Source organism: Novosphingobium cyanobacteriorum, from assembly GCF_029436685.1.
Classification (GTDB): Bacteria; Pseudomonadota; Alphaproteobacteria; order Sphingomonadales; family Sphingomonadaceae; genus Novosphingobium; species Novosphingobium cyanobacteriorum.
The window spans coordinates 13,907-28,420 of the sequence record NZ_JAROCY010000032.1; the positions used below are offsets into that span (position 1 = coordinate 13,907).

General features: G+C 65.5%; 11 protein-coding genes and 2 pseudogenes. 10 read left to right on the forward strand and 3 right to left on the reverse strand.

Annotated elements, in window-relative coordinates:
- Nucleotides 1-11 precede the first annotated feature (11 nt).
- From POM99_RS20515 to POM99_RS20525, 3 genes are read left to right on the forward strand one after another with little or no spacing between them, the layout of a single operon-like run.
- Nucleotides 12-1,262 carry a CaiB/BaiF CoA transferase family protein gene (locus POM99_RS20515; RefSeq protein WP_277280555.1) on the forward strand — a complete coding sequence of 417 codons (1,251 nt, stop codon included), beginning with the start codon at nt 12-14 and terminating at the stop codon, nt 1,260-1,262.
- Nucleotides 1,262-2,071 (forward strand): oxepin-CoA hydrolase, alternative type, encoded by an 810-nt coding sequence (locus tag POM99_RS20520; RefSeq protein WP_277280556.1) that lies wholly within the window; start codon nt 1,262-1,264, stop codon nt 2,069-2,071. Before POM99_RS20515 ends, POM99_RS20520 begins: the two co-directional genes overlap by 1 nt.
- The gene (locus tag POM99_RS20525) at nt 2,068-3,078 is read left to right on the forward strand and encodes an NAD(P)H-dependent flavin oxidoreductase (protein WP_277280557.1); all 1,011 of its coding nucleotides are present in this window, start codon (nt 2,068-2,070) and stop codon (nt 3,076-3,078) included. The genes POM99_RS20520 and POM99_RS20525 overlap by 4 nt, the downstream gene beginning before the upstream one ends.
- Nucleotides 3,079-3,502: 424 nt before the next feature.
- Here POM99_RS20525 and POM99_RS20530 read toward each other — a convergent pair whose 3' ends face one another.
- Together POM99_RS20530 and POM99_RS20535 are read right to left on the reverse strand one after the other, a co-directional pair.
- Entirely contained in the window at nt 3,503-4,711 is a 1,209-nt protein-coding gene (locus POM99_RS20530; protein ID WP_277280558.1) for an IS91 family transposase, read from the reverse strand.
- Between the two features lie 7 nt (nt 4,712-4,718).
- Nucleotides 4,719-5,594 carry a tyrosine-type recombinase/integrase gene (locus POM99_RS20535; protein ID WP_277280559.1) on the reverse strand — a complete coding sequence of 292 codons (876 nt, stop codon included), beginning with the start codon at nt 5,592-5,594 and terminating at the stop codon, nt 4,719-4,721.
- A gap of 306 nt (nt 5,595-5,900) precedes the next feature.
- Between POM99_RS20535 and POM99_RS20540 the strand changes: the two genes are divergently transcribed.
- The 4 genes and pseudogenes from POM99_RS20540 to istA form a co-directional block, all read left to right on the forward strand.
- The gene (locus POM99_RS20540; RefSeq protein WP_277280560.1) at nt 5,901-6,461 is read left to right on the forward strand and encodes a recombinase family protein; all 561 of its coding nucleotides are present in this window, start codon (nt 5,901-5,903) and stop codon (nt 6,459-6,461) included.
- Nucleotides 6,462-6,463: 2 nt separating this feature from the next.
- Entirely contained in the window at nt 6,464-9,433 is a 2,970-nt protein-coding gene (locus POM99_RS20545) for a Tn3 family transposase (protein ID WP_277280561.1), read from the forward strand.
- Between the two features lie 63 nt (nt 9,434-9,496).
- The gene (locus POM99_RS20550) at nt 9,497-9,742 is read left to right on the forward strand and encodes a hypothetical protein (protein WP_277280562.1); all 246 of its coding nucleotides are present in this window, start codon (nt 9,497-9,499) and stop codon (nt 9,740-9,742) included.
- A gap of 85 nt (nt 9,743-9,827) precedes the next feature.
- Nucleotides 9,828-10,913, forward strand: a pseudogene (istA, locus tag POM99_RS20555) (IS21 family transposase); the annotation flags it as partial.
- Between the two features lie 249 nt (nt 10,914-11,162).
- Here the strand turns inward: istA and POM99_RS20560 are convergent.
- Nucleotides 11,163-12,524 carry an IS1380 family transposase gene (locus POM99_RS20560; RefSeq protein ID WP_277280563.1) on the reverse strand — a complete coding sequence of 454 codons (1,362 nt, stop codon included), beginning with the start codon at nt 12,522-12,524 and terminating at the stop codon, nt 11,163-11,165.
- A 91-nt stretch (nt 12,525-12,615) separates the two neighbouring features.
- On the opposite strand from POM99_RS20560, the pseudogene POM99_RS20565 reads away from it, so the two are divergent.
- The 3 genes and pseudogenes from POM99_RS20565 to POM99_RS20575 all read left to right on the forward strand — a co-directional run.
- A pseudogene (locus POM99_RS20565) lies at nt 12,616-13,071 on the forward strand (IS21 family transposase); the annotation flags it as partial.
- On the forward strand, nt 13,061-13,846 hold the full coding sequence (gene istB / locus POM99_RS20570) for an IS21-like element helper ATPase IstB (protein ID WP_438823041.1): 786 nt from the start codon (nt 13,061-13,063) through the stop codon (nt 13,844-13,846). The pseudogene POM99_RS20565 and the gene istB, both read left to right, overlap by 11 nt.
- A gap of 165 nt (nt 13,847-14,011) precedes the next feature.
- A partial coding sequence (locus POM99_RS20575) for a helix-turn-helix domain-containing protein (RefSeq protein WP_277280564.1) occupies nt 14,012-14,514 on the forward strand: 503 nt, incomplete at its 3' end.

Here is a 14,514-nt window from a genome sequence, read left to right on the forward strand (position 1 = left end):
CGGAGACCATGATGAAGACAGCGATGGAGACAGTGCTAGCCAAGGGCGCCCTGTCCCACATCCGCGTCCTCGACCTGTCGCGCGTGCTGGCCGGTCCGTGGGCCGGCCAGATCCTCGCCGACCTGGGAGCCGAGGTCATCAAGGTCGAACGCCCCGGCAGCGGCGACGACACGCGCGGCTGGGGGCCTCCCTATCTGAAGGACCGCGACGGCAACGATACGCACGAGGCGGCGTACTATCTCGCCGCCAACCGCGGCAAGAAATCGGTCACGATCGACATCACCGACCCGGACGGCCAGGAACTCGTGCGCGCGCTGGCCGCCGACGCCGATATCGTCATCGAAAACTACAAGGTCGGCGCGCTCGCGCGCTACCGCCTCGGCTACGAGGACGTCCGCGCGATCAACCCGCGCGTCATCTACTGCTCGATCACCGGCTTCGGCCAGGACGGCCCGCTCGCGCCGTTGCCCGGCTACGACTTCATCATCCAGGCGTTGGGCGGGCTGATGAGCATCACCGGCGAACGCGACGACCTGCCCGGCGGCGGGCCGCAGAAGGTCGGCATCGCCTTCGCCGACCTGATGACCGGCATGTATTCGGCGGTCGCGATGCTCGCCGCGCTCGCCCACCGCGACGTCAGCGGCACCGGCCAGCACATCGACATGGCGCTGCTCGACGTGCAGGTCGCAAGCATCGCCAACATGAACATGAACTACCTGACGAGCGGCCGCGTGCCCGTGCGCCACGGCAACGCCCATGCGAACATCGTGCCCTACCAGGTGTTCGCCGCCCGAGACCGGGCCTTCGTGCTCGCCGTCGGCAACGACGGACAGTTCGCCAAGCTATGCAACGTCGCCGGCCACCCCGAATTCGCGCTCGACGAGCGTTTCGCGACCAATGCCAGCCGCGTGCGCAACCGCGAAACGCTGATCCCGCTGCTCGAAGCGGTTTTCCGAGAGCGCGACGCGCAGGAGTGGATCACGCCGCTCGAACGCGCCGGCGTGCCCTGCGGCCCGATCAACGACATCGCCCAGGCGCTGGACCATCCCCAGGTCAAACACCGCGGCATGCGCATCGACCTGCCCCACCCGCAAGCCGGCAGCGTGCCGCTGGTCGCGAGTCCGATGAAATTCTCCGAGACGCCGGTCACCTACCGCCAGGCGCCGCCGCTCCTCGGCGAGCACACGCGCGAAATCCTCGTGCGACGCCTGGGCCGCAATTCGGCCGAGATCGACGCGCTGGCCCAACGAGGGGTGATCTGATGACGACTGCTCCCCCCTCGGACGCACGCCTGATCGTCGAACGGCGCGACGACGTCCTGCTGCTGACCCTCAGCAACCCGTCGATGCGCAACGCCCTGCATCCCGACATCTACGCGACCGGCACGACGGCGCTCCTGGCCGCGTCCGACGACCCGACGCTCGGCGCCGTCGTGCTCACCGGCGCCGGCGAACACTTCTGCGCCGGCGGCAACCTGAACCGCCTCGCCGCGAACCGCAGCCGGCCCCCCGCGCAGCAGCGCGACAGCATCGAGCGCTTTCACCGCTGGGTTCTCGCGCTGCGGCGCTGCCCGCTACCGGTCATCGCTGCGGTCGAGGGAAACGCGGCCGGCGCCGGCTTTTCGCTCGCGCTCGCCTGCGACCTCATCGTCGCCGCCGAAAGCGCCCAGTTCACGATGGCCTACGTGAAAGTCGGCCTCAGCCCGGACGGCGGCGGATCGGCGTTCGCCGGGCGCCTGCTGCCGCGTCAGCTCGCCGCCGAACTGCTGCTCACCGGCGCGCCCGTCAACAGCCGGCGCCTGCACGCGCTCGGCGTCGTTAACCGCATCGCCGCGGACGGCACCGCGCTCGACGAAGCCCTCGCCCTCGCGCAGTCGCTCGCGCGCGGACCGCGGGCCGCACACGGTCGCATCAAGGGCCTGCTCGACGCGGCCGGGCTTCACCCGCTCGAGCGCCAGCTCGACCTCGAGGCCGACAACTTCGTCGACAGCCTCTTCGGCCCGGAAGCGGCCGAAGGCATAGGCGCCTTCCATGCCAAGCGTCCCCCCGATTTTCCCCGGAGCACTTCGTGACAGGCGCCTTCCATACCCGCATAACCGATCTCTTCGGCATCCGCCTGCCCGTCGTCGCGAGCGGCCTGCAATGGCTGTCGACCGCCGACTACGTCGCGGCGGCGGCCCACGCCGGCATCATCGGCTTCATCACCGCGGCGAGCTTCCCTGAACTCGACGACCTGCGCGCCGAGATCCGGCGCTGCCGCGAACTGACCGACGGCAAGCCCTTCGGCGTCAACATCTCGATGCTGCCCAAGCTCGCGAAGGGCGACCGCGTCGATGCCGTCGTCGACCTTGTGTGCGCGGAAGGCGTGCGCTTCGTCGAGACTGCCGGACGCAATCCGGAACCCTATCTGCCCCGCCTCCACGCGGCCGGCATCAAGGTGCTGCACAAGGTGCCCACCGTGCGCCACGCCCGCTCCGCGCAGACGGCGGGCGTCGATGCGATCACCGTCGTCGGCGCCGAATGCGGCGGTCACCCCGGCACCGAGCTGATCGGCACGATGGTCCAGGCCGCGCTCGCCGCGCGCGACATCACGATCCCCTTGATCGCCGCGGGCGGCATCGCGACCGGCGCCCAGCTCGTCGCCGCACTGGCGCTCGGTGCCGACGGCGTCGCGATCGGCACACGCTTCCTCGTCGCCGAGGAAATCCGGGCCCACTCGGACTACAAGGCTCGCCTCGTCGCAGCACAGGAAACCGACACGACGCTCGTCATGTCCTCACTGCGCAACACCGTGCGCGCCCTGCGCAACGAGACGACCGAGACGGTGCAGAAGATCGAGCGCGAACTCGGCGGCGACCTCGAAGCGCTGATGCCCCACATCGCCGGCCGGGTCGGACGCCGCGCCTATGAAACCGGCGACGCCCGCTTTGGTGTCCTGTCAGTGGGCCAGTCCGTGGCCTTCGCCGATCGCGTCGAGCCCCTGGCCACGATCGTAAAGCGCCTTGAGGAAGAGGCATGCACGGCGATGACACGAATCGCTTCCCTGACCCCCGTCTCGAGCGCTACTAGATTCGGCTGATAATCCGCTAACAGGGTGGAGCGGCCCCTCGGATGTCAGGTCTGGAGACTAGGTGATCGACGGGTTGTGTTCAGCTTTGTTCGACGCCTGCCCCTTCCCCGTGCCGATGAAGGTCCGACCCGTGCCTGTGGGCAGGCGTTGGACAAAGCCCGGGGGAGGAAACCGCGAAACGAGGCGAGGCCGTTCAGTCGGGGCGCAGCGCTATGGGCATTCTAGCGTCGCCCGACCGCGCAGGTACGCGATCTGCATGGTGCTGCGTCAGGCGCCGCATCTTGCGTGAAGCCGTCGCCCGCCCTCGATGGCGCGGGCGAGGTCCGCGCAGCGCGGGTTTTGATGCGAATGCCAGTGGCGGGCGCAGCGGGTCTCGACCACCCCGTTCGGAAGGGGGCTGGCGGAAGGCTGCGGGCGTGGAAGCGATGCCCGGTCATGAGGTCGCCCCACGGAGTGGCGGTGCGCGGATCGTCGCACCGCGAGCAAAGGTCTCGATGACGCGCATCACCGATCCACAGCAGCGGCACACGAAGCCGGTGGTGGACGTGGTCGGCAGTGCGGCGGCTTCAGGCGCCGAGGCGAGAGTGCGTGGCTCGTCTGGAGGCGTCGCACCAAGCAGTTCGCGCGCATGCGCCAGGTGCTGCCGCCGTCCTGCGTTGGCGAGCAATCCGTAGTGCCGGATGCGATGGAAGCCGCATGGCAGCACGTGCAGCAGGAAGCGGCGCATGAACTCCTCGGCGGTGAGCGTCATTGTCTTGTGGCGGGTGCGCCCCTTGGCGCGGTAGTCCTTCCAGCGGAAGGAGACGCTGCCGGCGTCGAGCGACACCAGGCGACGGTTCGAGATCGCCACCCGATGGGTGTAGCGCGACAGGTAGGCGAGCACCGCCTCGGGGCCGGCAAAGGGCCGCTTGGCATAGACGACCCATTCGCTCGTGCGCAGCGGCGCGAGCCAGCGCAGGAACGCGGCCGTCTGTGCCAGCTGGGCGAACTCGCCGAAGAAGCGCAGCGCCCCGGCGTGATGCGCCTTTGCCAACTCTTCCAGGAAACGCCGCCGGAACAGGTGCGAGAGCACGCGGACCGGCAGGAAGAAGCCGCGCCGGCAGGCAACCCAGCGCTGCCCATCGGGCGACAGGCCGCCCCCGGGGACGATGCCGTGCACGTGCGGGTGGTGTGTCATCGCCGAGCCCCACGTGTGCAGCACGAGCGTGGCGCCGATCGTCGCGCCGAGGTGCTTCGGATCGGCAGCGATGGTGAGCAGCGTCTCGGCGGCGACCTCGAACAACAACCGATAGACGAGCGCCTTGTTGGTGTAGGCGAAGGCGCTGATCGGCGCCGGCAGCGTGAAGACCACGTGGTAATACTCGACCGGGAGAAGGTCGGCCTGCCGGGCCTCGAGCCAACGCTGGGCAGCCCGCGCCTGACACTTCGGGCAGTGCCGGTTGCGGCACGAGTTGTAGCTGATGTCGATCTGCTCGCAGGCCTCACAGCGCAGCACATGCCCGCCCAGCGCCGCAGTGCGGCACTGTTCGATGGCCGACATGACCTTCAACTGCCCGAGGCTCAGGTGACCGTGCTGGGTGAGGCGCCACGCCGGCCCGAAGGCGCGGAAGATGTCCGCGACCTCCAGTGCGGGGCGAGCCACGATGCGCCTACGCCGACTGCAAGGTCTCCAGCGGACTGACGACTTCGCGTAGCAGGTCGGTGGCGACCTGGGTGTAGATCACCGTGGTGTCGAGTTTCTTGTGGCCGAGCAGCGCCTGGATGATGCGGATGTCGACCTTCTGTTCGAGCAGGTGGGTCGCGAAGCAGTGGCGAAGCGTGTGCATCGACACCCGCTTGTCAATGCCGGCCGCCAGGGCGGCGGCCTGAACAGCGCGATTGAGCTGACGAGGGCTCAGCGACTCGATCGGGTCGAGGCCCGGGAACAACCAGCCACCATCGAGCATCTTGCCCTGCGCCCGTGCGACCCGCCACCACACACGCAACCGCTCCAGCAGCAGGGGCGAGAGCATCGCGTAGCGATCCTTGCGCCCCTTGCCTTGTTCGACCCGCAGGGTCATGCGCGCGCTGTCGACGTCGCTGACCTTGAGCGAGACCACTTCGCTCGCTCGCAGTCCGGTCGCGTAGGCGAGCGACAGTGCCGTCTGGTGCTTGAGATTGTTGCAGGCGGCGATCAGGCGCGCGACCTCCTCGCGGCTGAGCACCACCGGCAGGCGCTGCGGCAGCCGGACCGGCTGCATTCGCGCCATCAACTCGCCGCGTTGGAGCGTGATGTCAAAGAAGAACTTTAGCCCGCTGATGGCGGCGTTGAGTGACATCGGCGAGGTCCCGCTATCGACCAGGTGCAACTGGTAGTTGCGCAGGTCCTCCACCGTGGCGGTATCGGGCGCGCGCCCTAGATAGCGCGTGAACCGGCACACCGCGCGGATGTACGCACTCTGTGTCTTGGGGGTGAGCTTGCGCATCCGCATGTCGTCGAGCATGCGCTGGCGCAAGGGGCTGACGGGACGAGTCGGGGTGTCCATGGGTTGCTCCTGTCGAAAATGAGGCCGATTGCCTCATCTCCAAACATGGCAAGCCTGCTGCCGATGGAAACCACGAACTTCGACCGTCGTCACGAGCGGTTCAGCACACCCCTACCGCGCGAGCGGTTTAGTCCTCTGGCCGGGTGCCGACACCCAGAGTCAGGGCGTCAATCTGAGCTATACCCTAACCTCGCGTCAGACCGTCCGGCGCGAAAGCGTCAGAATAGAGCCGCATTCAGAATTGTTTGACACGCACCGTCAAGGGTCATAGAGTTCTTCCTGACACATTGCCATCAGGAGAACACCTTGCACGGTCAGCGCATCGGCTACGTCCGCGTCAGCAGCTTCGACCAGAACCCGGAACGCCAGCTTGAGCATGTTTCGGTGGACAGGCAGTTCACCGACAAGGCGTCGGGCAAGGACACCCAGCGCCCCGAGCTGGAACGGCTGCTCGCCTTCGTGCGCGAGGGCGACACGGTGGTGGTGCACAGCATGGACCGCCTGGCGCGCAACCTCGACGACCTGCGCCGCCTGGTGCAGAAGCTCACCCAGCGCGGCGTGCGCATCGAGTTCGTCAAGGAGAGCCTGACCTTCACCGGCGAGGATTCGCCGATGGCGAACCTGATGCTGTCGGTAATGGGTGCGTTCGCCGAATTCGAGCGCGCCTTGATCCGCGAGCGGCAGCGCGAGGGCATCGCGCTCGCCAAGCAGCGCGGTGCCTATCGGGGCCGCAAGAAGGCGCTCGGGCCTGAGCGGGTCGCCGAGCTGCGCCGGCGGGCCGCCGCCGGCGAGCAGAAAGCCAAGCTCGCCCGCGAGTTCGGCATCAGCCGCGAAACGCTGTACCAATACCTGAGAACGGACGACTAACCATGCCGCGCCGCAGTTTGCTGACGCCCGCCGAGCGCACCGGCCTGCTTACCTTCCCGACCACTGACGACGACCTCATCCGGCATTACACCTTCTCCGAACCCGACCTGTCCGTGATCCGGCAGCGACGCGGCAACCACAACCGGCTCGGCTTCGCCGTGCAGTTATGCTACTTGCGCTATCCCGGCTTCGCCCTGCCGACCGACGTGGAACCGCCCGCATCCCTGCTGAATATCGTCGGCCGCCAGTTGCGCGTCGCGCCGGACATCTGGCCGCAGTACGCTCAGCGGCCTGAAACCCGGCGCGAGCACCTGCTGGAATTGCAGGCTTGGCTGAAGCTGACGCCGTTCGCTGCCGCCGACTACCGGCGCTTCGTGCACCAGCTCGCCGAGCTGGCCCGGCAGACCGACCGGGGTATCGTGCTGGCCGAGGCGCTGGTCGAGCTGCTGCGGCAACAACGCATCATTCTGCCGGCCATCGATGTCATCGAGCGCGTGTGCGGCGAAGCGCTCACGCGCGGCACGCGCCAGGTGTACGAGGTGCTGACCGCGCCACTGATCGATCACCACCGTCGTGCGCTCGACGGTCTGCTGGCGATCCGCGAGGGCACCAAGGGCAGCGGGCTGATCTGGCTGCGCCAGCCGCCCGGCCCGCCCAAGCCCAAGCATGTGCTGGCCCACCTGGAGCGCCTGAAGACCCTCCGTGACTTGGCGCTGCCGGACGGGCTGGAGCACGCCATCCACCAGAACCGCCTGCTGAAGCTCGCTCGCGAAGGCGGACAGATGACGGCCCAGCACCTGCGCGACCTGGAGCCGAGCCGCCGTTATGCGACCTTGGTCGCGGTGATCCTCGACACCCGCGCCACCCTGATCGACGAGATCATCGACCTGCACGACCGTTTCATGGGCGCGCTGTTCAGCAAGGCCAAGCGCAACCACGCCGACCGCTTCCAGCAGTCCGGCAAGGCGATCAACGACAAGGTGTGGCTGTACTCGCGCATCGGCCGCGCCCTGGTGGAAGCCAAGCAGTCGGGCGGCGATCCGTTCGCCGCCATCGAGGCCATCATCCCGTGGGAGGTGTTCACCGAGAGCATCACCGAGGCCGAGCTGCTGGCCCAGCCGGAAGGTTTCGACTTCCTCGCGCTGGTCGGCGACGGCTTCAACCAGCTCCGGCGCTACACGCCGGTCTTGCTGGAAGCGCTGACCATGAAGGCCGCGCCGGCGGCACGCGAGCTGCTCGCGGCCGTCGATGTGCTCAAAGGGATGAACGAGCGCCAGGCGCGCAAGGTGCCGGACGATGCGCCCACGTCGTTCGTGCGCAAGCGCTGGGAAAGCCTGGTGCGTACGGAAGATGGGTTGGACCGGCGCTACTACGAGCTGTGCGTCCTCGCCGAGTTGAAAAACTCGCTGCGCTCCGGCGACGTCTGGGTGCAGGGCTCGCGCCAGTTCAAGGACTTCGAGGACTACCTGCTGCCGCCGCCGCGTTTCGCGGCGCAGCGCGACCAACGGGAATTGGGTCTGGCCGTAGAGACCGACTGCGAGCGCTTTCTGGAGGCGCGGCTCGCGGTGTTGCAAGAGCAACTGGCAACCGTCGAGCGGCTCGCCGCCGCCAACGAGTTGCCAGACGCTGCGATCACCAGCACCGGCCGGCTCAAGATTTCGCCGCTGGACAACGGCGTGCCCGACGAGGCCGAGGCGCTGATGCAGCAGGCGTACAGCCTGCTGCCGCACCTGAAGATCACCGAGCTGCTGCTGGAGGTCGATGGATGGACCGGCTTCAGCCGCCACTTCAAGCACCTCAAGAGCGACGCGGCGGCCGAAGATCAATACCTGCTGCTGACGACCATCCTGGCCGACGCCATCAACCTGGGGCTCTCCAAGATGGCCGAATCCTGCCCTGGCGTGACCTATGCCAAGCTGACCTGGTTGCAGGCGTGGCACATCCGCGACGAGACCTATTCGGCCGGGCTGGCCGAGCTGGTCAACGCGCAGTTCCGCCGGCCGTTCGCCGCCTATTGGGGCGACGGCACCACGTCATCGTCGGACGGCCAGAATTTCAAGGCCGGCGGCCGGGGGCACGCCGCCGGCCAAGTAAATCTGAAGTACGGCCAGGAGCCGGGCGTGCAGTTCTACACCCACATCTCCGACCAGTACGCGCCGTTCCACACCAAAGTCATCAACGCCACCGTCCGCGACGCCACCCACGTCTTGGACGGGCTGCTGTACCACGAATCCGACCTGCGCATCGAGGAGCACTACACCGACACGGCCGGCTTCACCGATCACCTGTTCGCGCTGATGCACCTGCTGGGCTTTCGCTTCGCGCCGCGCATCCGCGACCTAGCCGACAAGCGCCTGTACATCCATGGCGACGCCAAGCAGTACCCCACGCTCGCCGGCCTGATCGGCGGCAGCGTCAACGTGAAGCACATCCGCGCCCATTGGGACGAAATCCTGCGGCTGGCCGCCTCGATCAAGCAGGGCACGGTGACGGCCTCGCTGATGCTCCGGAAGCTCGGCAGCTACCCGCGCCAGAACGGCTTGGCCGTGGCCTTGCGCGAATTGGGGCGCATCGAGCGCACGCTGTTCGCACTCGATTGGATGCAGAACGTCGAGCTGCGTCGCCGCGTGCAGATCGGCTTGAACAAGGGCGAGGCCAAGAACGCACTGGCCCGCGCCGTGTTCCTGAACCGGCTCGGCGAAATCCGTGACCGAAGCTTCGAGAACCAGCGCTACCGTGCCAGCGGCCTCAACCTGGTGGTGGCGGCGATCATCTTGTGGAACACGGTCTACCTGGAGCGGGCAATCCAGGGGCTGCGGGACTCGGGCAAGGACATCGACGAAAGGCTGCTGCCGCATCTCTCGCCGCTGGGCTGGGAGCACATCAACCTGACCGGCGACTACATCTGGCGGCAGAACAAACACGTCGAGCAGGGCAAATTCCGGCCGCTACGGGTGCTCGGCGAGGCTTAGCGTACGATTTTTTCCGTTTCGTGAGCAGACCCCGAATACGGGGGCAACATCAGACGAGTCACCATGCCCATCATTCAATCCATCGAAGTCTGCGCCGCCAAAGTGCCGCTCGACAAGGTCACGTATCTCTCCAATCGAACGGTTTCCGATCGCCACTACGGCCTGGTCAAGGTCCGTTCCGAAGACGGAATCGAAGGCATCGGCTTCTGCTACGTCGGAAGCGCCGCTGGTGAGTTGTTTCGGGTCGCTATCGAGCAACTTCTGGCACCACTGGTCATCGGCAAAGTGTTGATTTCCACCCAGAAGTGACCCACTAACGGGTACTTTTTCCATCTAAATCTGACCCACGTAAGAACCCTATCCTGCAGCCACCATAGGCAGCAGGAGACAAGGAGTGATTGACGTGGCAACTCTCAGTGTCATCAGGCGTTGGGCGCTTCGCGAGAAGCTGTCCATCCGTGAGATCGCGCGGCGCACGCACCTCTCGCGCAATACCATCCGCAAATACTTGCGCTCCGATACGGTGGAGCCGCGGTATGCCCAGCGCTCCAATGTCAGCAAGCTCGATCCTTTTGTGGACAAGCTCTCTGTTTGGCTCACTACCGAGTCCCGCAAAGGCCGTAAGCAGCGGCGCAGCATCCAGCAAATCCACTTAGATTTGGTGAGCCTGGGCTTTACCGGCTCCTATGGCCGGGTCGCCGCTTTTGCCAGATCCTGGCGTGCAGCGCAACAAACGGCTTTGCAAACCACTGGACGCGGCACCTTTGTGCCTCTGGTATTTGGGCCTGGCGAAGCCTTCCAGTTTGACTGGAGCGAAGACTGGGCAGTCATCGCCGGTGTCCGCACCAAGCTGCAAGTGGCGCACTTCAAACTCAGCTATAGCCGCGCCTTCTACCTGCAAGCCTACCCGCTGCAAACCCATGAGATGCTGTTTGACGCGCACAACCGGGCCTTCATCGCCCTTGGCGGCGTACCCAGGCGAGGCATCTACGACAACATGCGCACTGCCGTTGACCGGGTGGGAAGAGGCAAGAGCCGGGTGGTCAACGCACGCTTTAGCGCCATGGTCAGCCACTACTTGTTTGAAGCCGAATTCTGCAATCCAGCCTCTGGCTGGGAGAAGGGGCAGGTGGAGAAGAATGTGCGTGACGCCCGGCACCGCATCTGGCATACGGCTCCTGCCTTTGCCAGTCTGGATGCTCTCAACGTCTGGCTGGCTGATCGATGCCGGCAACTGTGGCAAGAGATAGCGCACGGACAGCTGCCCGGTACCGTCTTTGACGCGTGGCAGCAAGAAGTGCCTGCTTTGATGCCCGTGCCCAGGTCCTTTGACAGCTACGTCGAATGCGGCAAGCGTGTCTCTCCCACTTGTCTGGTGAACTTTGAGCGCAATCGCTACAGTGTCCCGGCCTCCTATGCCAATAGGCCCGTCAGCTTGCATGTCTACGCAGATCGCCTGGTGGTAGTTGCCGAAGGTCAAGCAGTTTCCTGAATCCGTGTTGTCTTCAGCGCGTACCCGCTCCGCGAGCCCCAGCGTATGATTTTTCCGCTGTCTGACTCCCGATCTCAGCTCACCGCAGCCCCGAGCGCCGTTCTTTCACGGCCCGGAGCCCCGGCGAGCCGGGCTTGTGGCGGGTGCGCTACGTCATTTTCCTGCTCCCGCGCGGCCGTCGCCCTTTCGCCGCAGCGAAATGGCCTCGATTCGGAGAATTCGGCCGCCGGATTTGCATCACGGCGAAGCCACCGCGCACAGTCGTGCCTGGACCGTGGTGAACACCTTCACATGCGCGGCCACGCCGCGCCCGAAGTCCAGCACCAGGCGGCGGGCGTGTTCGACGAACTTCGCCGCGCGGTACATCACCTCCTGCAGCACCGTCCTGATGCGCCGGCGCTTGGCCGGGTGGCGGATCGGCGAGAGCTCGCCGGTCAGCCCGAGCTGGCCGATCAGGCGCAGGCAGTTGTAGGCGAACGCGGCCAGATGCACGACCGCGTCGTTGGTGTCGAACTTGCCCGAGGGCAGGCGCTCGAGGTCCAGGTCAGTCTTGATCTCGGAATGGAACTGCTCGTGGGTGCCGTGGTGCTTGTAGAGCTCGATCACGTTGGCCATCGCCACATCGAGGCTGGTCCACCAGCCTTCGATCTCGATCTCGGGGGTGAGCAGGTGCTGGCCCTTCTTGTCGATCGTGCGCTCGGTCACCCGCACCACCAGACGCAGCGTGCGCTTGGCCTTCTTCCAGGCACGGTCGATCTTCAGGTCCAGCAGCCCCACCCGCTTGCCCGCGCGCACTTCCTCGAAGGCGCCGGCGGCCTCGGCGCGGGCGACCCAGGCGGCCTTGTCCTGGCGGCGCGGATTCCACTTGGTGAGGTAGTCGAACGAACGCCCCAGCGCCGCCCAGCGATCGCGCTCGTCGGCCAGCGCGAACAGCAGCCGGGCGCTGTCGAAACCGCTGTCGGCCCGCCACAGCAGCTTCGCATCGGCCGCGCACACCCGGCGCAGGCGCGGGAACGCTCGCTCGAAGAAATACTCGGTCTCCAGCGTCGAGTGGTGCGACCCCGCGCGCAGCTCCAGGCCGAGGTTCCAGCCCTCGTTGCCCAGGTACAGCGCGATCGGCGTGTAGCCATCGACGCCCTGGTAAGTGCGGCTGACCGCCTCCTTCTTGGTGTCGGAGTTGTCCATCACGAAGGTGTCCAGGTCGGCGCAGACGTAGCCCTTGTGCGCCGTGATCGGCGCCTCGGTGCGCTCGAGCAGGCGCAGGCTCAGCTCGTCGGTCAGCTCGCGCAGCTCGGCCGCGCGGGCATCGAGCCGTTGGCGCATCCACACGCTGCCGGGCACCTTGGCGAGCCCGAGCGCTTCCTTGAAGAAGCGGTCGCCGCGAAACGGCTCGATCGCCTCGAAGTCGCTCTTGCCCAGGCTCAGCAGCCCCACCACCGACTTGACCAGGTCCGATCTCCGCATGCCCTGCGACACCGGCAGCCTCGGGTCGATCACCGCCTCGACCTGTGCCGCCTGGCAGCACTGCCCGATCAACGCCAGGCCCGAGTAGGAGGTCAGGTTGAGCTTGGCGGATTGCTTGACTTCGAAGCGCGGCATGGTCGATTGGGTGAAGGAGTTGGAAGCGTAATTTTACAATTGCATCAATGCGTTAGGCTGGATTTCCGGCTAAGCGAACACGGATTCAGGAGTTTGTGAGCACAAGAGAGTCATCAACCGCAGCCATGATGCTGGGCAAACCATCTATGACTGGCACCACTACCTGGCGGTGGTACAGCGCAAACCGGGTGCCTTGCGCAATGGGGCTCCCTTTACCCAATTGCCACCGGCCTTCAAACAACTGCAAGCGGCGCTGGCTCGCCAGCCCGGCGGCGGGCGGGAGATGGTCGAGGTACTGGCTCTGGTACTGCATCATGATGAGCAGGTGGTGCTGGCTGCGGTCGAGCTCGCGCTGGAGGCAGGGGCACCCAGCAAGACCCATATCCTGAACATTTTGCACCGCCTGATTGATAGACCGATCGATCCTGAGCCGGTGACATCACCCCAGGCGCTGCGTTTGCAAGTGGAGCCTGCCGCCAATGTTTTGCGCTATGACCAGTTGCGCAAGATGCCGGGTAAAAAGCAGGAGGTGCGCCATGCGTCATGACACGAGCAACAATCCGGCGATAGCCTCCATGGTCATCATGCTTAAAAGCCTGAAGATGCACGGGATGGCTCAGGCGACGCTGGAGTTGGCCGCACAAGGCGCTCCGGCGTTTGAAGCCGCCCAACCAATCTTGAGCCAGCTACTGAAGGCCGAGAGTGCGGAGCGGGAGGTCCGCTCCGTGGCCTACCAGCTCAAGGTGGCCAAGTTTCCGGCTTATAGAGATCTGGCAGGCTTTGACTTTAGCCACAGCGACGTCAATGAGGCATTGGTCAGGCAACCGCATCGCTGTGAATTCCTGCAGGAGGCCAACAACGTGGTGCTGATCGGTGGCCCTGGCACTGGTAAAACCCATCTGGCAACGGCCCTCGGGGTGCAAGCCATTGAGCATCACCACAAGCGGGTGCGTTTTTACTCCACGGTGGACTTGGTCAATGCACTGGAGCAGGAGAAGGCTGCTGGTAAGAGCGGACAGATGGCCGGTAGGCTGATTTATGCCGACCTAGTGATCCTTGATGAGCTGGGCTACTTGCCGTTTAGCAGTTCAGGCGGGGCGCTGCTATTCCATCTCCTATCAGCGCTGTACGAGAAAACCAGCGTGATCATCACCACCAACCTGAGCTTTAGCGAGTGGGCTAGCGTGTTTGGGGACGCCAAACTAACAACAGCACTGCTTGATCGACTCACCCATCACTGCCATATTCTGCCTCTTTTGAATTTTGAGTGGGTGATGCAGGATACGAGGGTGCTGGGCCGTTGGGGTCAAGGGCGGGCGTAGCCCGGCGTAGCGAACCCTTGACGCCAAGGGGCCAGCGGTACGCTGGTCCATGGCTGGATGCAGCGCAGTTGGGCATCCAGCCATGGATACAAACGCGGCAGTGTGTGCGCCAGACAAGGAACAGGACCGTCGCCGGTTTTTCACTCTCGTTACATCTGACACGTTATGCATGCAAAGCTGTTCGAAACCGCGCTGGGCATCACCGATCCGTGGCGCGTGGCCGGGGTCGATTTCGACGCCGCCAAGAAGGTACTGACGATCTCGGTGGACTTCGTTGCAGGTAGCCGCTTTGAGGTGCCGGGTGTGGCCGGCGCGCATCCGGCGCATGACACGGTCGCCAAGCGTTACCGGCACCTGAATTTCTTTCAGCATGAGTGCTATCTCGAGGTGCGCGTGCCGCGTGTGCGCGTGCCCGAAGGCGGCATTCGCCAGGTTGAACCGGATTGGGCGGGTAAGCTTGCCGGTTTCACGCTCCTGTTTGAGGCGCTGATTCTGGCGCTCGCCCGCGAGATGCCCTTTGCGGCAGTCGCGCGCGTAGTGGGCCTGTCCTGGCATCGCGTGGCCGCGATCTGCAAACGCTACGTTGATCTTGCGCTCGATCAGGCCGACTTCTCCGAAGTCAAACGTCTGGCAGCCGATGAAACATCCCGCGCTCGCGGTCATGAGTA

Coding starts and splice junctions, on each gene's coding strand:
- POM99_RS20515 (WP_277280555.1), top strand. CDS start 12: ATGAAGACAGCGATGGAGACAGTGCTAGCCAAGGGCGCCCTGTCCCAC.
- POM99_RS20520 (WP_277280556.1), top strand. CDS start 1,262: ATGACGACTGCTCCCCCCTCGGACGCACGCCTGATCGTCGAACGGCGC.
- POM99_RS20535 (WP_277280559.1), bottom strand. CDS start 5,594: ATGGACACCCCGACTCGTCCCGTCAGCCCCTTGCGCCAGCGCATGCTC.
- POM99_RS20545 (WP_277280561.1), top strand. CDS start 6,464: ATGCCGCGCCGCAGTTTGCTGACGCCCGCCGAGCGCACCGGCCTGCTT.
- POM99_RS20550 (WP_277280562.1), top strand. CDS start 9,497: ATGCCCATCATTCAATCCATCGAAGTCTGCGCCGCCAAAGTGCCGCTC.
- POM99_RS20560 (WP_277280563.1), bottom strand. CDS start 12,524: ATGCCGCGCTTCGAAGTCAAGCAATCCGCCAAGCTCAACCTGACCTCC.
- istB (WP_438823041.1), top strand. CDS start 13,061: ATGCGTCATGACACGAGCAACAATCCGGCGATAGCCTCCATGGTCATC.